Below are 19,035 nucleotides of genomic sequence, written 5' to 3' on the forward strand. Positions count from 1 at the left end.
TGCCCATGACAAGGCCCGATCTCAACCTGCTCGTGACGCTGGATGTGCTGCTCGCGGAAGGCAACGTGGCGCGCGCGGCGCAGCGGCTGCGGCTCAGCCCCTCGGCCATGAGCCGGTCCCTGGCGAGGTTGCGCGCGACCACCGGCGATCCGCTGTTGGTCCGCGCGGGGCGGGGCCTGGTGCCCACGCCCCGGGCGCTGGAACTGCGCGAGAAGGTGGCCCAGCTGGTGCAGGACGCCGAGGCGGCCTTGCGCCCCACCCAGGCACCCGACCTCAAGCAACTCGTGCGCACCTTCAACATCCGCACCAGCGAAGGTTTTGTGGAGAACTTCGGCCCCGATCTGCTGGCCCGCGTGCGCAAGCAGGCTCCCGGCGTGCGGCTGTGCTTCGTGCAGAAGCCGGACAAGGGCAGCTCCCCGCTGCGTGACGGGGCGGTCGATCTGGAAACGGGCGTGGTGGGTGACGCCATGGGCCCGGAGCTGCGGACCCAGGCCTTGTTCCGCGACCGTTTCATTGGCGTGGTGCGGGCAGGGCACCCGCTGAGCAAGCGCAAGATCACGCCCGCCGTGTACACGGCTGGGCAGCACATCGGCGTCTCACGGCGGGGGATCGACAAGGGGCCGATTGACGAAGCCCTGGTCCCGCTGGGTCTGGAGCGCGAGATCGTCACCATCGTGGGCGGCTTCTCGACGGCACTGGCGCTGGCCCGCACCTCCCAGCTGATCGCCAGTGTTCCCGAGCGGCACACCGGCATCCTGCGCGAGGGAATGCACAGCTTCGAGCTGCCGTTCCCGATGCAGGACATCAGCGTCTCGTTGCTGTGGCATCCAAGGTTGCAGGCCGACCCGGTGCACCGCTGGTTGCGAGGCCTCGTGGTGGAGGTGTGCGCGGTGGCGCGGCCGTGATTCAACCCTGGGGTGTGGTGCCCAGGTTCACGCCTTGTCCCACCCGCCGCCCAGCGCGCGGATCAGCAGCACCGTGGCCTGCTGCTGCGCCGCTTCCACGCGCTGCGCCTGTCGGCGGTTGAGCAGTTCGTTGCGGCGCGCGTCCAGCAGTTCGAGCTGGCTCACCAGGCCGTTGCGATACCGCGTTTCCGAGATCGCGCTGGCGCGCTGCGCCGCACTCACCGCGCGGCCCTGGGCCAGCGACTGGTCCTGCAGCAGGCGCAGGGCAGACAGCTGGTCTTCGACTTCGCGGAAGGCGTTCAACACCTGGCCCCGGTAGCTCGCTGCGGCGGCGTCCAGCTGCGCCTCTGCGCCCTGAACACCGGCCTCACGCCGGCCACCGTCAAACAGTGGCACGGACATCAGCGCGCCGATGCCCCAGGCGCGGGCCGACCACTTGAACAGGTCGCCGATGTCGGGCGACGCGTATCCAGCGGCGCCGGTGAGCGACACGCTGGGGAACCACGCGGCCTGGGCCACGCCCACGCGGGCCTGCGCGGCCAGCAGAGAAGCTTGAGCTGCGGCCACGTCGGGCCGGCGCGCGAGCACCGTGCCCGGCACGCCGGCGGGTATCACCGGCAGGGCGCGGGCGCCGGTGTTGGAGGCGAGCGCGAAGCCCGAGGCGGGCTCGCCCACCAGCACGGCCAGCGCGTTTTCCAACTGGGCGCGGCTGCGGCTGAGCGCGAACACCTCGGCCTCGGTGGCGGCGAGTTCGGTCTGGATGCGGATCACGTCGAGCTCGGCCACGTCGCCGGCTTCGAAGCGGCGCTGCGTGAGACGCAACGTGTCGCCGTAGGCGGTGGCGGTGTCCTGCACCAGCGTGCGTTCGGTGTCGGCCGCGCGCAGCGCCAGGTAGGTCTGGGCCACTTCGGCCTGCACCAGCAGGCGCGTGCTCTGCAGCAGGGCTTCGCGCGATTGCGCGTCCAGCGTGGCGGCGTCGCGCACGCCCGCCAGCCGCCCGAACAGGTCCACCTCGTACGAGAGGTTCACGCCGGCCCGCAGCATCGTGGCCGGTGTGGCGCCGTTGGCCGTGTTGGCACCGGCGCCGCGGGAGGCGTCGGCGCCGAGGCCGATCTGCGGTGCGCGGTCGGCCTGGGCGCCGCGCACCAGCGAGCGTGCCTGCGCCAGACGGGCCGCGGCCTCCTGGATGCTGGTGTTGTTCGCACCGGCGCGCTCGGCGAGGTCGTCGAGTACCGGGTCTTTGAACGCCTTCCACCAGGTGCCGCGGCTTTGGGCCTCGGCAGGCTGGGCGATGGTCCAGTTTTCGTTCTGGCGCTGCTGCTCCCTGAACTGCGGCGGCGTCGGGACGGACGACGGCAGGGGTGGCAGCGCGGTGGCGCAGCCGGCCAGGAAGAGGGCGGCGGCCAGCGGCAACAGGTGATGGAGCTTTTTCATGGTGTGCACCTTCTGTGTCTTCTTCAATGGGTCAGGGGGGCGGCGGGCACCGCGCGCGCGGAGCCACCACCGCCGGAGGCAAAGCCCTCGAAGTGGGGAATCTCACCGTGCAGCTTGAGCGGGCGGTTGCCCGCCAGGCGGCGCAGCAGCACGTAGAACACCGGCGTGAGGAACAGGCCGAAGGCGGTCACGCCGATCATCCCGGCGAACACGGCAACGCCCATGGCCGAGCGCATCTCGGCGCCCGCGCCGGTGGCCAGCACGAGAGGCAGCACACCCATCACGAAAGCCAGCGAGGTCATGAGGATGGGGCGCAGCCGCAGGCGGCTGGCTTCAATGGCGGCTTGCACCGGCGTGCGCCCGGCAAACTCCAGCTCGCGCGCGAACTCCACGATCAGGATCGCGTTCTTCGCTGATAGCCCCACCAGCACGATCAGCCCGATCTGCGTGAACACGTTGTTGTCACCTCCATCCAGCCACACGCCGGTCATGGCCGCGAGCAGGCCCATGGGCACGATCAGGATGATGGACAGCGGCAGCGTCAGGCTTTCGTACTGCGCGGCCAGCACCAGGAACACCAGCAGGATGGCGAGCGGGAACACCCACAGCGCGGAGTTGCCGGCCAGGATTTCCTGGTAGGTGAGCTCGGTCCATTCGAAGCCGATGCCTTGCGGCAGCGTCTCGGCGGCGATGCGCTCGATCGCGTCCTGCGCCTGGCCCGACGAGAAGCCGGGCGCGGGGCCGCCGTTGATGTCGGCCGAGAGGTAGCCGTTGTAGCGCATGGCGCGCTCGGGACCGAAGCTGGAGTTCACCTTCATCAGCGCCGACAGCGGCACCATCTCGCCCGTGTTCGAGCGCACCTTGAGCAGGCCCACGTCTTCGGCGCGCGCGCGGTAGGGCGCATCGGCCTGGGCGCGCACGCTGTAGGTGCGGCCGAACTGGTTGAAGTCGTTCACGTACAGGCTGCCGAGGTAGATCTGCATGGTGTCGAAGATGTCCGTCACCGGCACGCCGAGCTGGCGCGCCTTGGTGCGGTCGATGTCGGCGTAGAGCTGCGGCACGTTGACCTGCCAGCTCGTGAACATGCCGGCCAGCTCGGGCGTCTGGTAGGCCTTGGCCATGAAGGCTTTCACGGCCGCGTCCATCGCTTCGTAACCCAGCGAGGCCTTGTCTTCCAGCTGCAGCTTGAAGCCGCCCGTGGTGCCCAGGCCCGCCACCGGTGGCGGCGGGAACATCACGATGAAGGCGTCCTGGATGCTGCCGTAGGCCTGGTTCAACTGGCCCGCGACGGCGCCGCCGCTCTGGTCGGCGCGCGTGCGCTCGGCAAAGGGCTTGAGCGTGGCAAACACGATGCCGGAGTTCGAGCTGTTGGTGAAGCCGTTGATGGACAGGCCGGGGAAGGCGATGGCGTCTTCCACGTTCGGGTTCTGTTTGGTGATTTCGCCCATGCGGTGGATCACGTCTTCCGTGCGGTCCAGCGTGGCGCCGTCGGGCAACTGCGCGAAGCCGATCAGGTACTGCTTGTCCTGCGCCGGCACGAAGCCGCTGGGCACCGCCTTGAACAGGCCGAAGGTCACGCCCACCAGCGCGAGGTAGATCACCATCATCAGCGCCTTGCGCGAGATGACGCGCCGCACACCACCGCTGTAGGCCTCGGCGCCGCGGTTGAAGAAGCGGTTGAAGCCGCGGAACAGCGGGCCGAAGACGCGGTCCATGCCGCGCGTGAGCGCGTCCTTCGGAGCGTCGTGGCCGCGCAGCAGCAGGGCGGCGAGCGCGGGCGAGAGCGTGAGCGAGTTGATCGCCGAGATCACGGTGGAGATCGCGATGGTCACCGCGAACTGCTTGTAGAACTGGCCGGTGAGGCCGCTGATGAAGGCCAGCGGCACGAACACGGCAACCAGCACCAGCGCGATCGCGATGATGGGCCCGGACACTTCCTTCATCGCGCGGTAGGTCGCATCGCGCGGCGACAGGCCGGCCTCGATGTTGCGTTCCACGTTCTCCACCACCACGATGGCGTCGTCCACCACGATGCCGATCGCCAGCACGAGGCCGAACAGCGACAGCGCGTTGATGGAAAAGCCCAGCAGGTGCAGCACGGCGAAGGTGCCCACCACCGACACCGGCACCGCCAGCAGCGGAATGATGGAGGCGCGCCAGGTCTGCAGGAACACGATCACCACCAGCACCACGAGAGCGATGGCTTCGAGCAGGGTGGTGATCACCGACTTGATGGAAGCGCGCACGAACTGCGTGGGGTCGTAGGCGATGCGGAATTCCACGCCCTCGGGCATGTTCTTCTGCAGCTCGGCCATGGTCTCGCGCACCTGGGCCGAGATGTCGAGCGCGTTGGAACCCGGCGCCTGGAACACGCCCATGCCGACAGCGGGCTGGTTGTTGAGCAGCGAACGCAGCGAGTAGTCGGCCGCGCCCAGCTCCAGCCGCGCGATGTCGCGCAGCCGGGTCACGGCGCCGTCGGCACCGGCCTTGACGATGATGTCGCCGAACTCCTCTTCGGTCTGCAAGCGGCCCTGGGCGTTGATGGACAACTGCAGGTCCACACCCGGCAGGCCCGGCGAAGCGCCGACCACGCCGGCCGCGGCCTGCACGTTCTGGCCGCGGATCGCTGTCACCACGTCGCTGGCCGAGAGGCCGCGCTGCGCGACCTTCTGCGGGTCGAGCCAGACGCGCATGGAGTAGTCACCACCGCCGAAGATCTGCACCTGGCCCACGCCCTGGATGCGGGCGAGCCGGTCCTTGACGTTGAGCACCGCGTAGTTGCGCAGGTAGTTGATGTCGTAGCGGTCGTTGGGCGAGACCAGGTGCACCACCATCGTGATGTCGGGGGAGCTCTTGACCGTGGTCACGCCCAGGCGGCGCACTTCCTCGGGCAGGCGCGGCTCGGCCTGCGAGACGCGGTTCTGCACCAGCTGCTGCGCCTTGTCGGGGTCGGTGCCGAGCTTGAAGGTGACGGTGAGCGTCATCACGCCGTCGGTCGTGGCCTGGCTGCCCATGTAGAGCATGCCTTCGACGCCGTTGATGGCTTCCTCCAGCGGCGTGGCCACGGTTTCGGCGATGACCTTGGGGTTGGCGCCCGGGTACTGGGCGCGCACCACCACCGAGGGCGGGGCCACCTCGGGGTACTCGGAGATCGGCAGGCCGCGCAGCGCGACCAGGCCGGCGATCAGGATCAGCAGCGAGAGCACGCCCGCGAAGATCGGCCGATCGATGAAGAATTTCGAGAGATTCATGGTGTTCTTTTCACTTGCGTGGCGGCTCAGGACTTCGCCACTGCGGGTGCCGGTGTCTCGGCACGCGCATTCATGGGCACGGTCTGCGGTTGCACCACGTCACCGGGGCGCACACGCTGCAGGCCATTGACGACGATGCGTTCGCCGGGCTTGAGGCCGCTGAGCACGGTGCGCAGGCCATCGACGGACGCGCCCAGCGTGACTTCGCGGTACTCGGTCTTGTCGCCTTCGCCCACCACCAGCACGTACTTCTTGTCCTGGTCGGTGCCGACGGCACGTTCGCTCACCAGCAGGGTGCGCGCGGTTTTCGGCTGGCCCATGCGGATGCGCGCGAACTGCCCGGGCATCAGACTGCCGTCCTTGTTGTCGAAGACGGCGCGCACGCGCACCGTGCCGCTGCGCGGGTCGACCTGGTTGTCGATCAGCTGCAACTGGCCGGCGTAGGGCGTGTCGCTCGTGGCCGAGGTGCCCATCTGCACGGGGATGCGTTCGACGGCAGGGCGTGCGCCGCCCGTGACGCCCTTGAGCGCGCCGGTCACGGTCTTTTCGTCGGCGTCGAAGCTGGCATAGATCGGGCTGACCGAGACCAGGGTGGTGAGCACGGGCGCGCCCGGGCCGGCGGCGATCAGGTTGCCCACGGTCACGTCCAACCGGCCAATGCGCCCGGCCACCGGGGCACGCACCTTCGTGTAGCCCAGGCTCAGGCGCGTGGTCTGCAGCTGGGCCTGCGCGGCCTTGAGGTTGGCCTCGGCCTCGCGCAGCACGTTCTCGCGGTCGTCCAGCTCGCGCTGGGCAATCGCCTTGTCGTCCCACAGGCGGCGTGCCCGGGCGTGCTCGTTGCTGGCGTGTGTCACGCGGGCCTGGGCCGCGACGGTTTGCGCCTCGGCGCGCGCCACCTCGGCTTCATACGGCGCGGGGTCGATGGAGATCAGCAGATCGCCCTTGGCCACCAGCGCACCTTCGCGGAAATGCGTGGACTGCACCACGCCCGCGGCACGGGAGCGGATGTCCACCCGCTCGACCGCTTCCAGCCGGCCCGAGAACTCCTCCCAGGCGGCGATGTCGCTCTCGGTCACGGTGGCCACGGACACCGGCATGAGCGGCGGTGCGCCGGCGGGCGCGCTGGCCTGGGCGGGTGTGGATTCCTGCGCGAGCACGATCACGGCGAGGGTGATGGCGGCCAGGGCAGCGGCGGTCGGCCACCAGATGCGGCGCTTGAAAGTGGGCAAGTTGGACATGGTTTTTCCTTTTTGAGGGCGAGCGGGACCGTCCCCGGTGGGTGACCGGGGTTGGCGTTTCAGGGTGATGGGAAAGGGGGCGGGTCCGTCAGGACGGTGGCGGCGGCGTCGTGGCCTGGAAGAAGGCACGAAGGTGTCCGCGCACCTCGATGGCGCACGGACACTCCTGGGCGGGTTGCTCGCTCAGCGAGTCGGGCCAGCCGGTGGTGGAGGGCAACACACCGCTGTGCACGGCGATGCCCGCGCCGCGCAGGCGCTCGGCGTAGGCCAGCGCCTCGTCGCGCATCGGGTCGTCGGCGCCGGTCAGGATCAGCGCCGGTGGCAGGCCGATGAGGCGCTGCGCGCGGCCGGGCACGGCATAGGGATGTTCGGCGTCCATCGGCCCGCGCAGGTACTGCTGCCAGCCATCCATCCACTTGCAGCCGGTGGCCTCGCCCATCGTTTTCCGCAGCGACGCGGTGGCGTTGCACGGGTCCAGCATGGGGGCGACCAGGATCTGCCCGGCCAGCGGCGGGTGGGCGCGGTCGCGCACCATCAGCGCCACCGCGGCCGCGAGGTTGCCACCGGCTTCTTCACCGGCGACGAACAGGGGCGCGGTCGATCCGGCCAGGCGGGTGCGCTGCTTGTACAGCCACTCCAGTGCCGCGTAGCCGGCTTCCACCGCGTCGGGGAAACGGTGGGCGGGCGCCAGTGGGTAAGCGAGCGAGGCCACCACCGCGCCCGAACTGGCCAGCAGCTCGGCCAGGCAGGCGCCGCTGTCCAGGTCGCCCGAGACGAAGGCGCCGCCGTGGAAGTGCAGCACCAGTGGCACCGCGCCGCCGCGCGGTTTTTTGCCCCAGACGCGCAGCTCCAGCGGTGGTTTGCCCGGCACCGACAGGGTCTGTGACGGGGCCCACGGGACGGAGGAAGAGGAGGTTGAAACCATGGACTGGACTATAGACACACCACTTCTGCGGATAAAGCCATCGCCAATGAGTGGTCTGTTTCCAATGCGTGAACAATCCGGTCATAAAACAGCACATCAAGGGGTGAGGGCATGGACCAGATTCAATCGATACGCGTGTTCGCGCGGGTGGTGGAGGCCGGCACCTTCACCAAGGCGGCGGAGTCGCTGGACCTGCCCAAGGGCACGGTGACCAAGCTGGTGCAGCACCTGGAGTCGCGCCTGAAGGTCAAGCTGCTCAACCGCACCACACGGCGGGTGACCGTCACGCCCGACGGCGCAGCCTACTACGAGCGAACGATTCGCGTGCTCAACGACCTCGACGACATCGAGGCCAGCATGACCAATGCGCAGGCCAGCCCGAGCGGACGCCTGCGGGTGGACGTGGGCACCTCGGTGGCGCGCGAGATCATCATCCCGGCGCTGGCCGATTTCTACCGACGCTTTCCCGACATCCAGCTCGACCTGGGCGTGACCGACCGCTCGGTGGACCTGCTGGCCGACAACGTGGACTGCGTGATCCGCGGCGGCGAGTTGCTGGACCAGTCGCTGGTGGCGCGGCGCGTGGCCAACGTGGCGCTGATCACCGTTGCCTCGCCCGCCTACCTCAAGGCACACGGCACGCCCACGCACCCGGAACAGCTCGAGAACGATCACACCATGGTGAACTACTTCTCCACCCGCAACGGGCGGCCGTACCCGAACGAATTCGAGAAGGACGGCCAGATGCTGGAGATCTCAGGCCGGTACAAGCTCTCTGTGAACGAGAGCAACGCGATGACGGCGGCCGCGCTCGCCGGGCTGGGTGTGACGCAGATGGTGTCCTTCACCGCCATGCCCCTGATCGAGCGCGGCGAGCTGGTGCGGGTGCTGCCGGAGTGGACCTGCATGACGATTCCCTTGTACGTGGTGTACCCGCCCAACCGGCACCTGAGCGCGAAGGTGCGGGCGTTTGTGGAGTGGGTCGCGGAGCTGTTCTCCCGACATCCGCAGATGTCGCGTGGATGAAGTCCATCCAGCGGAAGGCGGCAGGGCATGTGTGTTGACGAACAGACTCAAAGGTGCACGCCCGTCTAGAACGCAGTGCAAACTTCGAAAGGATGATCGTGAACGCAATACCGCAACTCAAGCCAGCGAGCGAGCTGGCCAGGGGCAACGGAGTCCGTTTCCCGAACGAAAGCGATGAATACCGTCAAGCCCGCGATGCGCTGCTGGCCGAAGAAATCGAACTCCGGCGCCATATCGAACGCGTGGCAGAGCAACGGCGCGCGCTGCCCCCGGGCGGTGTCGTGCCCAGGAACTACGCCTTCGTCGGGGAGCACGGCCACGTCCACTTCGCCGACCTGTTTGGCGACAAGCAGACACTGGCCGTCTACAGCTACATGTATGGGCCCAAGCGCGAGCAGCCTTGCCCGATGTGCGCGTCTCTCATGGCTGCCTGGGATGGTGAGGCGCTTGACGTGGAGCAGCGCATGGCGCTCGTCATGGTGGCGCGGTCACCGATCGAGCGCCTGCTGGAAGTCAAGAGTCAACGCGGCTGGCGCAACCTGCGGCTGTATTCGGACGTGGACGGAGACTTCACCCGAGACTATGTCAGCGCTGAAGACGCGGACGTGCCAGCGTTCAATGTCTTCACGCGACGAGACGGCAGCATTCGTCACTTCTGGAGCGGCGAGATGGGCGGCAGCACCGCCGACCCAGGCCAGGACCCGCGCGGTGCGCCCGACCTGATGCCGCTGTGGAACATTCTTGACTGCACGCCCGAAGGTCGCGGGACCGACTGGTATCCCAAGCTCAAGTACGACCGGTGATGCATCAGGCTGCTGCGCAGCCTGCTTCGCGCTTCAAGGCTTGATGTAGGCAAAGCCCTGCTTCTGCAGCTTGGCGATCCGGACCACGCCCGAGGTCGTGAAATCGGCTTCCTGGATGAACTGCTCCTTTTTGAGGTCGCGGTTCTTCAGCGTGATCTCGCAGATCTCGAAGCTGACGCCTCTGCTTTTAAGGGCCGACACCAGCGGCGCGAACTCCGTGCCATTGGCCGCCTTGGCCCCCTCCATCAGCATGTCCACACCCTCGGCGTGGGTGACGATGGTGATCTTCGCCTTGGGATCGGTATCCAGGTGGTTGCGAACGTTGCGCAGGCCTTTGAGGCCTTGCGCGACGGTGTTGTCGAAGTGGTAGACGACGGTGTCCTGGGCCGAGACGACGCCCGCGGCGAGAGCCAGGGTGAGGGTGGCGAGCGATGATTTGAGGCGCATGGGGTTTTCCTGGGCTGGGTTGGCGGCTGGCTCGACGATGTTCACGGGTGTGCGGTCACGCGTGCCAATACCGTCACGCTCTTGCCCCACCGAGCCCTAGCCATGAGGCATTCAGGGCGTTTCAGCATCGGTTCGGAACTATGCTTGCCACTGTACCGGGTATCGGAGGTCTGTTCTGGCCACCCACCCATTTGCGTGTAGGTCAGCCTGGAGGGGTTTATGGCGAGTGATTTGGACACCGTGCGGGTGCTTCGGGCTTTGTTCAACGACATGCCGCGCGCGCCGCAGGGCCTCTCTGGCGTGGAACTGATGGCGTGGATCAAGTCGTCGATGACCGACTTTGAGGGCGGTGAGATGGCCTACATGATCGAGCACATCACCCGCAATTCCATGCTCGACATCGTGCTGCACATGCGCGAATCGGGGCACCTGCAGGACGACGCCGCGTTCGACGAAACCGTGGCCCTGATCTCCACCGAAGAAGGCCGTCGCACCTTCCGCGACCGCTGCATCAACGCCCAGAAAACGGTAGACGCAACGGAGCGCTTGCTCAAGCGGGCACGCCGGTCCACGCCGGTCGATCAGGCGCTGTTTGTGGTGGATCCGCAGGAGATCGAGCGCTTCGTCAGTGGCCAGGCCAGTGGCCCCGGCCCGCTGTTTGCCGAATTCGCCGCGCGCGAGGAAGTGCGCGAGATCGGTGTGTTTGACCAGGCACCGGTGCAGGTGCATGAATTCGCCTGGGGCTTCGTGGTGGAGCAGCAGAGCGCGTGGAATGTGTACGTGGCCGAGGTCTGGCGCCAGGGCACGGTGGGTTACTTCGACCGGTTTCTCAACGCCTGGAAGCTCGAAGCCGCCAGACACCTGGACGATGCCGGCCTGGTACCCACAGTGCCTGCCGGGCTGCTGGTGGACGACGGGATCAGCAGTTTCAGCAGCCTGAGCTTCGAACTCGAACCGGGCGCGTCGGTGCCGCAGGTGCGCCGCTGGCTGGGCGAGGCTTTCATCGGCCGCATGCTGCCTCGCATGGCGGCCAGGGTGCTCGACGACACCTACGATTTTCCGGCGAGCGACCCGGCCAACTGAGCGGGCCCGGCGCGCGCCCCGCTGGTGCGAGCCGTGGTGCGGGTCATGCACCGCGCGTGGGCATGCAAGCGCCTGACGCACTGCACCCGTGCCCGACAGGCGGTGGGGTGCGCCGGCCAGCACCCCGGTGCGGGCTCCAGACGAAAGGCTCTACGCCCTTGAAGCGCGCAGCGCAGCAGCGCTGCGCTGCCGCGTGGCACGCCCATTGCTAGAAATGCATCGTCTTGAATACAAGATGGTGTTATTTCGAAACCCATCCCGACGCAAGACCACCGCTCAACCAACCACCGGATATGAAAAGAGGTCTTTCATGGACAAGGCAACGTGGAACCGTCGCGACTGGATTCTGGGCTCTGGCGCCATGGGCGCCGGGCTGGCGTTGAGCGGATTGCCGCTGGCCGCGCGGGCGCAGGCGCCCATCACCGTGGGTTTCCTCTACGTGGGGCCGCGTGACGATTACGGCTACAACCAGGCCCATGCCGAGTCGGCGGCCGTGCTCAAGAAGATGCCCGGCGTGAAGGTGGTCGAAGAGGAAAGCGTGCCCGAGACGCAGGCCGTGCAGCGCAGCATGCAGGGCATGATTTCGCAGGACGGCGCCACGCTGCTGTTCCCCACGTCGTTCGGTTACTTCGATCCGCACATCCTCACCGTTGCGCCCAAGAACGCGGGCGTGCGCTTCGCCCATTGCGGTGGCCTGTGGACGGCCGGCAAGCACCCCACCAACGCGGCAAGCTACTTCGGCTACATCGAGGAGGCCCAGTACCTCAACGGCGTGGTGGCCGGCCACATGAGCAAGAGCAAGAAGCTCGGTTTCATCGCCGCCAAGCCCATTCCGCAGGTGCTGCGCAACATCAACGCCTTCACCATGGGCGCGCGCTCGGTGGACCCGAGCATCACCACCAACGTGATCTTCACGGGCGACTGGTCGCTGCCGGTGAAGGAGGCCGAGGCCACCAGCAGCCTGGCCGACCAGGGTGTGGACGTGTTCACCATGCATGTGGACTCGCCCAAGGTGATCGTGGAGACCGCCGCGCGCCGCGGCAAGATGGTTTGCGGCTACCACGCCGATCAATCCAGGCTCGCGCCCCAGGCCTACCTGACCGGTGCCGAGTGGAACTGGGTCACGCCGGTGAACGCCATGATTGACGCCGCCCGCACCGGCAAGCCGCACCCCAACTTTGTGCGCGGTGGGCTGCGTGATGGTTTCGTGAAGACCTCGGCCTACGGTCCCGCCGTGAGCGAGCCGGCGCGCAAGCAGGCCGACGCGATCAAGGCCCGCATGCTCAAGGGCGACTTCGACATCTTCGCGGGCGAGGTCAAGGACAACACCGGCAAGGTGGTCGTGCCCAAGGGCAAGGTCTTCAAGCAGACCGCGATCGAGCTGGAATCGATGAACTACCTGGTCGAAGGCGTCGTCGGCAAGGTGTGATGACCTGCTGCGATCGGCCCCCACGATGACGAGCCGCCTCACCGACGCCGCCGAGGCCGTGCTGCTGCCGGTGCTCGCCATCGCGGGCGCGTTGCTGCTGTTCGGCCTGTTCGTCGCGCTGGCGGGGTTTGATCCGCTGGAGGTCTGGGCGTTGTTGTTCCGCGGTGCGTTTGGCGATGCCTTCTCACTCCAGAACACGCTGCAGCGCGCCGCGCCGCTGATGCTCACCGCGCTGTGCGTGGCGCTGCCCGCGCGCGCCGGCCTCACCATCATCGGCGGCGAGGGTGCGCTCATCGTGGGAGCGCTGGCCTGTGCCGGCCTGCCCTATGTGTGGGCCGTGCCCGAGGGCCTGTTCGGCACCACCAGCCTGATGCTGGCCGCGGCACTCGGCGGCGCCGCATGGATCGCGCTGGCGGGTTACCTGCGCCAGTTCCGCGGCGTGAACGAAACCATCAGCAGCTTGCTGCTGGCCTATGTGGCGGTCAATGTGTTCAAGCACCTGGTCGAGGGCCCCATGCGCGATCCGGCCAGCCTCAACAAGCCGTCCACCTTCGCGCTCAAGGAAGGCCTGCTGATCGGCCCCATGGGGGGTTACGACGTGCACTGGGGTCTGCTGTGGGGCGTGGTGTGCTGTGTGCTGGCCGCCGTGTGGCTGGGGCAGACCACGCACGGATTCGCCACCCGCGTGGTGGGTGGCAATGTGCGTGCCGCCGGCCTGGTGGGTTTGCCGGCCGGGCGCCTGGTCATCACGGCCTGCGCGCTTGGCGGAGCGGCGGCGGGTCTGGCCGGCGGCATCGAGATTGCCGCGGTGCACACGGCGGCCAATGCGTCGGTGATCGCGGGGCTGGGCTACACCGGCATCCTGGTGAGTTTTGCCGCGCGCCACCAACCGCTGGCGATCATCCCGGTGGCCATCGTGCTCGGTGGCTTCGGCGCGGCCGGCAGCCTGCTGCAGCGCCGCCTGGGCCTGCCCGACGCGTCGGTGCAGGTGCTGCTGGGCTTCGTGTTCGTGCTCATCCTCTCGGCCGAAGCGGCGCGCGGGCGCATCCGCTGGGACGTGCTCAAGCGCGCGGCCGTGCCCGTTCCCGCGACGCAGAAAGGTGCCGCCTGATGGACATGGACGCGATCGGTGCGGTGCTGCTGGCCATCCTGGGCGGTGCCATCCGGGTGGGCACGCCGTTTCTCTTTGTGAGCCTGGGCGAGTGCCTGACCGAAAAATCCGGCCGCATCAACCTGGGTCTGGAAGGCGTGCTGGTGTTCTCGGCCATGAGCGCGTTCGGTGTGGCGTACTGGAGCGGTTCGGCCTGGCTCGGCGTGCTCGCCGGCTCGGCCAGCGGGGCGCTGCTGGCGCTGCTGCACGGCCTGGCGTGCTCGATGAAGCGCGTCAACGACATCGCCATGGGCATCGGCGTGATGATGCTCGGCATCGGTCTGGCCTTCTACCTGGGCAAGCCGCTGATCCAGCCGCAGGCGCCCACGCTGGGCTCACTCCCCCTGGGCAACTGGAGCGATTCACCCCAGGTGCGCGCCGCGCTCGACATCAACGCGCTGTTCCCCATCGGTGTGCTGCTCGCACTGCTCATGGCCTGGGCCTTTGCCAACACGCGCTGGGGCATGCTGGTGCGCATGGTGGGCGATTCGTCGGACGCCGCGCGGGCGCTGGGCACCTCGGTCACCTGGGTGCGCACGCTGGCCACCACCGTCGGTGGCGCCATCGCCGGCCTCGGGGGCGCGTCGCTCTCGCTCTACTACCCCGGCAGCTGGAACGAAGGCCTGTCCAGCGGCCAGGGCCTGATTGCGGTGGCGCTGGTGATCTTTGCGCGCTGGCGGCCCATGGCCTGCCTGTGGGCGGCGCTGCTGTTTGGCGGCGCGGGCGCGCTCGGCCCGGCGTTGCAGTCGGTCGGCGTCACGGGTTACTACTACCTCTTCAACGCCGTGCCCTACGTGATGACGCTGGTCATCCTGGTGGTCACCTGCGCGCCGCAGCGTGTGCTGCGCGGTGCTCCCAGCGAGCTCGGCGTGCAGCGTTGACCGAATGATGAAACCGGAGCAAAGGGCATGAACGGATTGGGTGGCCTGAACAAGTCGCCGGGTGGTGTGGTGGTGGGCCTGGCCCAGCTGCAACTGCCGGTGGTGGAGACGCCGGCGCAGCTGGCCGCGCAGACGCAGAAGATCGTGGACATGGTGGGCAAGGCACGGCGTGGTTATGCCCACATGGACTTGCTGGTGTTCCCCGAGTACGCGCTGCATGGCTTGTCCATGAGCACCGCGCCCGAGCTCATGGTGAGCATGGACGGCCCCGAGGTCGAGGCGATGCGCCAAGCCTGCATCACCCACCGCATCTGGGGCTGCTTCTCCATCATGGAGGCCAACCCGGGCGGCAACCCCTACAACACCGGCATCATTTTTGATGACCAGGGTGTGCTCAGGCTCTACTACCGCAAGTTTCATCCGTGGGTGCCGGTGGAGCCCTGGGAGCCCGGCAACATGGGCATTCCGGTGATCGAGGGGCCACGCGGCATCAAGCTCGCGCTCATCATCTGCCACGACGGCATGTTCCCCGAGATGGCGCGCGAGTGCGCCTACAAAGGCGCCGAACTCATGCTGCGCACCGCCGGCTACACCGCGCCCATCCGCCACGCCTGGCAGATCACCAACCAGGCCAACGCCTTCCAGAACCTCATGGCCACGGCCAGCGTGTGCCTGTGCGGCAGCGACGGCAGTTTTGATTCCATGGGTGAGGCCATGGTGTGCGACCACGAAGGCACGGTGGTCACCCAAGGCGGTGGCCGGCCCGACGAGGTCATCTGCGCCGAGATCCGCCCCGACCTGATCCGCGAAGCGCGCCTGCACTGGGGCGTGGAAAACAACCCCTACCAGTTCAGTCACCGAGGCTATGTGGCGGTGAAGGGCGGCGCGCAGGACTGCCCCTACACCTTCATGCAGGACATGGTGGCCGGGCGCTTCCAGCTGCCGTGGGAAGCCGACGTGGTGCACACCGATGGCCGCTCCTGCGGCTTCGAGCCACCCACGCGTGACTTCGTGGGCAACGTGCCCAACCTGCTGGAGCGCTGAGCCATGGCCCTGTTCGCCCAAGCCCACCCCTACACCTGGCCGTTCGATGGCGACCTGCGCGCGGCCAACACCGCGCTGGTCATCATCGACATGCAGATCGACTTCTGCGGCGTGGGCGGCTACGTGGACACCATGGGCTACGACCTCTCGCTCACGCGCGCGCCCATCGAGCCCATAGCTCGCGTGCTGGCCGCGGCGCGCGCTGCCGGCCTGCACGTGATCCACACCCGCGAGGGCCATCGGCCCGATCTGTCTGACCTGCCGGCCAACAAGCGCTGGCGCTCGCGCCAGATGGGCGCGGGCATCGGCGACGCCGGGCCGTGTGGCCGCATCCTGGTGCGCGGTGAACCGGGCTGGGAGATCATCCCCGAGCTGGCACCGCTGCCCGGAGAACCCGTGATCGACAAACCGGGCAAGGGCTCGTTCTACGCCACCGACCTCGAGCTGATCCTGCACACGCGCGGCATCCGCAACCTGATCCTCACCGGCATCACCACCGACGTGTGCGTGCACACCACCATGCGCGAAGCCAACGACCGCGGCTTCGAGTGCGTGATGCTCTCCGACGGCACCGGCGCCACCGACCCCGGCAACCACCAGGCCGCGCTCAACATGATCCCCATGCAGGGCGGCGTGTTCGGCGCGGTGAGCGACACGGCGGCCGTCATCAAAGCCCTGCAGTCGCTCTGAAGGACGCACCATGCACGCGCTGCAACTCGACACCTACCAGCTGACCAAACGCTTTGGCGCCTTCACCGCGCTGGATGGCGTGTCGCTCACCGTGCGGCCCGGCACCGTGCACGCGCTGCTGGGGGAAAACGGCGCGGGCAAGAGCACCTTCGTCAAGGCTGTGGTGGGCTACCACCGGGGCGACGAAGGCGCGGTGCTGATCGACGGCCGCGAGCAGGACATCCACTCGCCCAGTGTGGCGCGCGAACTCGGCATCGGCATGGTCTACCAGCACTTCACCGTGGTGCCCGGCATGACTGTGGCCGAGAACCTGCTGCTGGCGCGCGGCGCGCTGCCCGCCGTGATCGACTGGAAGGCCGCGCGCGCCGAGCTCAAGGCCTTCATGGCCAGCGCGCCGTTCTCGCTCGAGCTCGACGCCTATCCCATCGACCTCTCGGCCGGGCAGAAGCAGAAGCTGGAGATCTTGAAGCAGATGCTGCTTCGCCCACGCCTCTTGATCCTGGACGAGCCCACCTCGGTGCTCACGCCCCAGGAGGCCGACGAGGTGCTCGGTGCGCTGAAGGAACGCGCGCACGCTGGCGACTGTTCCATCGTGATGATCACGCACAAGTTTCGCGAGGTCACGGCGTATGCCGATGACGTGTCGGTGCTGCGGCGCGGCCAGCTCGTGCTGAGCAAGGCCGTGGCGCAGACCGACCCCGACGAACTCGCGCACGCCATGGTGGGCCAGGCGGCCGAGAAGGCCTTGCTGGAGAAGACCGCGCAGCCGTTCGATGCCGAGGTGACGCTGGCGGTGGACGGGCTCACGGTGATGGGCGACCGCGGTGACCTCGCGCTGAACGGCCTCACGCTGCAGGTGCGCGCGGGTGAGATCCTGGGCATTGCGGGCGTGTCGGGCAACGGCCAGAAGGAGCTGATGCAGGCCTTGACCGGCCAGCGCGCGCGCCTGGGCGGCGACGTCACGGTGCGCGGTGAACCCTACGCCGGGCGCCGCGAGCAAAACCGCGTTCTGGAGGTGCGCAGCCTGCCCGAGGAGCCGCTCATCAATGCGTGTGTGCCCGACATGAGCGTGTCGGAAAACATGGCGCTGCGCCTGTTTGACGAAGCACCGCTGGCCCAGGCCGGCTTTGTCCGATGGCCTCGGCTTCGCGCCATGGCGCAGCGCTGGGTGGACGAGTACCGCGTGAAGACGCCGGGCATCGACGCACCCATTCGCGCGCTGTCGGGCGGCAACGTGCAGCGTGCCGTGCTCGCGCGCGAGCTGGCAGGCGTTGCAAAGCTGCTGCTGGTCAGCAACCCGACCTTCGGCCTGGACTTCGCCGCGACCGCCGAAATCCACGCCCGGCTGGTGGCCGCGCGCAACCGGGGCGCGGCTGTGCTGCTGATCAGCGAAGACCTCGACGAACTGATGCAGCTGGCCGACCGCGTGGCTGTGATCAGCGGCGGGCAACTCGTGTTTGAAACCCCCTCCGATGGCGCCGACCGCAAGCTGCTGGGCGCCCACATGGCGGGTGGTCACGGGGAAGAAGCCGCACAGAGCGAACCGCAGGCCGAGGAGGTCTCTGCATGAACACCGTGACAGCCCGCCCGTTCAACTTCGAACTGGACCCGGCCCACGCCGCGTTGCTCATCATCGACATGCAGCGCGATTTTGTGGAGCCCGGCGGCTTCGGTGAATCGCTGGGCAACACGGTGGAGCCACTGCAGGCCATCGTGCCGGCGATCGCGAATGTGCTCGCCGCCTGGCGCGCACTGGGTGGCCTGGTGGTGCACACGCGCGAATCGCACGCGCCGGATCTGAGCGACTGCCCACCCGCCAAACGCCTGCGCGGGTCCCCCAGCCTGCGCATCGGCGACGTGGGCCCCATGGGCCGTGTGCTGGTGCGCGGCGAGCCGGGCAACCAGATCGTGCCCGCGCTGGCGCCGGTGGCCGGTGAAGTGGTGATCGACAAACCCGGCAAGGGCGCCTTTTACGCCACCGATCTGCAGCAACAACTGCAGGCGCGCGGCATCACGCAACTGGTGGTGGCCGGTGTCACCACCGAGGTGTGTGTGCAGTCCACGCTGCGCGAGGCCAACGACCGCGGCTTTGATTGCCTGGTGCTGGAAGACGGCACGGCCAGCTACTTCCCGGCGTTCCACGCCGCGGCGCTGGCCATGATCACCGCGCAGGGCGCGATCGTGGGCTGGTCGGCGACCTCGAAGGAATTGCTCGAAGCGGTGTGAGCGCGCGCCGCCCGCGGGACCTGCAGGCTCAGGCCGCCGGCGCCACCTGCTGAGCCAGATACACCTGGTGCAAGGTGATCTTGCGCACCTCGGTCTGGCTGGTCTGGATGTGCGAGCGCAGCAGCAGATCGGCGCGGTCGGCCTTGCGGGCCAGGATGGCGCGCAGGATCTTGGCGTGTTCGTCGTAGGTGGCGTCGATGCGCACCTGCTGCAGAAAATCAAGCCGACGGATGATGCGGATGCGCTCGGTCACCTCATGATGCACGCGCGCCAGCTCGGCGTTGCCGGCTGCGCTCACCAGGGTTTCGTGAAAGGCCTCGTCCCAGGCGGCCACCTCGGTCGGGTCGGCGCTGCGCTCGGTCACGGGCACCAGCCAGCGTTCCTTGAGGGCCTGCAATTGCGGTGATGAAGCCGCCACCTCCTGCAGGCACAGCCGCTGCACCGCGGCGGTCTCCAGCACCATGCGCAGGTCGTAGAGCTGGTCGAACTTGTCGAAGTCGAAC

17 protein-coding genes are annotated in these 19,035 nt (G+C 68.0%); 11 read left to right on the forward strand and 6 right to left on the reverse strand.

From position 1 onward, the window contains the following. Positions 1-5: 5 nt before the first annotated feature. Positions 6-905 (forward strand): LysR family transcriptional regulator, encoded by a 900-nt coding sequence (locus IV113_RS16625; protein ID WP_291087128.1) that lies wholly within the window; start codon positions 6-8, stop codon positions 903-905. A 27-nt stretch (positions 906-932) separates the two neighbouring features. Here IV113_RS16625 and IV113_RS16630 read toward each other — a convergent pair whose 3' ends face one another. The 4 genes from IV113_RS16630 to IV113_RS16645 all read right to left on the reverse strand — a co-directional run bounded on the left by IV113_RS16630 (position 933) and on the right by IV113_RS16645 (position 7,753). Next, positions 933-2,339 carry an efflux transporter outer membrane subunit gene (locus IV113_RS16630; protein WP_291087130.1) on the reverse strand — a complete coding sequence of 469 codons (1,407 nt, stop codon included), beginning with the start codon at positions 2,337-2,339 and terminating at the stop codon, positions 933-935. Between the two features lie 23 nt (positions 2,340-2,362). Continuing rightward, positions 2,363-5,590 (reverse strand): efflux RND transporter permease subunit, encoded by a 3,228-nt coding sequence (locus tag IV113_RS16635; protein ID WP_291087132.1) that lies wholly within the window; start codon positions 5,588-5,590, stop codon positions 2,363-2,365. Between the two features lie 26 nt (positions 5,591-5,616). Next, a complete protein-coding gene (locus IV113_RS16640) occupies positions 5,617-6,828 on the reverse strand; it encodes an efflux RND transporter periplasmic adaptor subunit (RefSeq protein WP_291087134.1) in 1,212 nt (403 codons plus the stop codon). 88 nt (positions 6,829-6,916) lie between these two features. Further along, positions 6,917-7,753, reverse strand: coding sequence for an alpha/beta hydrolase (locus tag IV113_RS16645; protein WP_291087136.1), 837 nt, complete (start codon positions 7,751-7,753; stop codon positions 6,917-6,919). Between the two features lie 111 nt (positions 7,754-7,864). Here IV113_RS16645 and IV113_RS16650 point away from each other — a divergent pair, with 111 nt between their 5' ends. Together IV113_RS16650 and IV113_RS16655 are read left to right on the forward strand one after the other, a co-directional pair. After that, positions 7,865-8,779 carry a LysR family transcriptional regulator gene (locus IV113_RS16650; RefSeq protein WP_291087138.1) on the forward strand — a complete coding sequence of 305 codons (915 nt, stop codon included), beginning with the start codon at positions 7,865-7,867 and terminating at the stop codon, positions 8,777-8,779. A gap of 92 nt (positions 8,780-8,871) precedes the next feature. After that, on the forward strand, positions 8,872-9,582 hold the full coding sequence (locus IV113_RS16655) for a DUF899 family protein (RefSeq protein ID WP_291087140.1): 711 nt from the start codon (positions 8,872-8,874) through the stop codon (positions 9,580-9,582). A 33-nt stretch (positions 9,583-9,615) separates the two neighbouring features. Here IV113_RS16655 and IV113_RS16660 read toward each other — a convergent pair whose 3' ends face one another. Further along, entirely contained in the window at positions 9,616-10,029 is a 414-nt protein-coding gene (locus IV113_RS16660) for a DsrE family protein (RefSeq protein WP_291087141.1), read from the reverse strand. 219 nt (positions 10,030-10,248) lie between these two features. Between IV113_RS16660 and IV113_RS16665 the strand changes: the two genes are divergently transcribed. From IV113_RS16665 to IV113_RS16700, 8 genes are all read left to right on the forward strand, one after another. Next, entirely contained in the window at positions 10,249-11,112 is an 864-nt protein-coding gene (locus tag IV113_RS16665; RefSeq protein WP_291087143.1) for a hypothetical protein, read from the forward strand. Between the two features lie 310 nt (positions 11,113-11,422). After that, positions 11,423-12,541, forward strand: coding sequence for a BMP family ABC transporter substrate-binding protein (locus IV113_RS16670; RefSeq protein WP_291087145.1), 1,119 nt, complete (start codon positions 11,423-11,425; stop codon positions 12,539-12,541). 25 nt (positions 12,542-12,566) lie between these two features. Further along, positions 12,567-13,652, forward strand: a complete 1,086-nt coding sequence (locus IV113_RS16675) for an ABC transporter permease (protein ID WP_291087147.1) — start codon at positions 12,567-12,569, stop codon at positions 13,650-13,652. Next, the gene (locus IV113_RS16680; protein WP_291087150.1) at positions 13,652-14,572 is read left to right on the forward strand and encodes an ABC transporter permease; all 921 of its coding nucleotides are present in this window, start codon (positions 13,652-13,654) and stop codon (positions 14,570-14,572) included. Before IV113_RS16675 ends, IV113_RS16680 begins: the two co-directional genes overlap by 1 nt. A gap of 27 nt (positions 14,573-14,599) precedes the next feature. Beyond that, complete coding sequence (locus IV113_RS16685) at positions 14,600-15,616, forward strand: formamidase (protein ID WP_291087151.1); 1,017 nt, start codon at positions 14,600-14,602, stop codon at positions 15,614-15,616. Between the two features lie 3 nt (positions 15,617-15,619). After that, positions 15,620-16,306 carry an isochorismatase family cysteine hydrolase gene (locus IV113_RS16690; protein WP_291087153.1) on the forward strand — a complete coding sequence of 229 codons (687 nt, stop codon included), beginning with the start codon at positions 15,620-15,622 and terminating at the stop codon, positions 16,304-16,306. A gap of 10 nt (positions 16,307-16,316) precedes the next feature. After that, positions 16,317-17,876: an ABC transporter ATP-binding protein gene (locus tag IV113_RS16695; RefSeq protein ID WP_291087155.1), complete on the forward strand. Its 1,560-nt coding sequence runs from the start codon at positions 16,317-16,319 to the stop codon at positions 17,874-17,876. After that, positions 17,873-18,532: a cysteine hydrolase gene (locus IV113_RS16700; protein WP_291087157.1), complete on the forward strand. Its 660-nt coding sequence runs from the start codon at positions 17,873-17,875 to the stop codon at positions 18,530-18,532. Before IV113_RS16695 ends, IV113_RS16700 begins: the two co-directional genes overlap by 4 nt. Positions 18,533-18,560: 28 nt before the next feature. On the opposite strand, the gene IV113_RS16705 is transcribed toward IV113_RS16700, so the two are convergent. Continuing rightward, the coding region (locus IV113_RS16705) for an FCD domain-containing protein (RefSeq protein ID WP_291087159.1) at positions 18,561-19,035 on the reverse strand (475 nt) is incomplete at its 5' end.

Source organism: Hydrogenophaga sp. (assembly GCF_018780385.1).
Lineage (GTDB): Bacteria > Pseudomonadota > Gammaproteobacteria > Burkholderiales > Burkholderiaceae_C > Hydrogenophaga.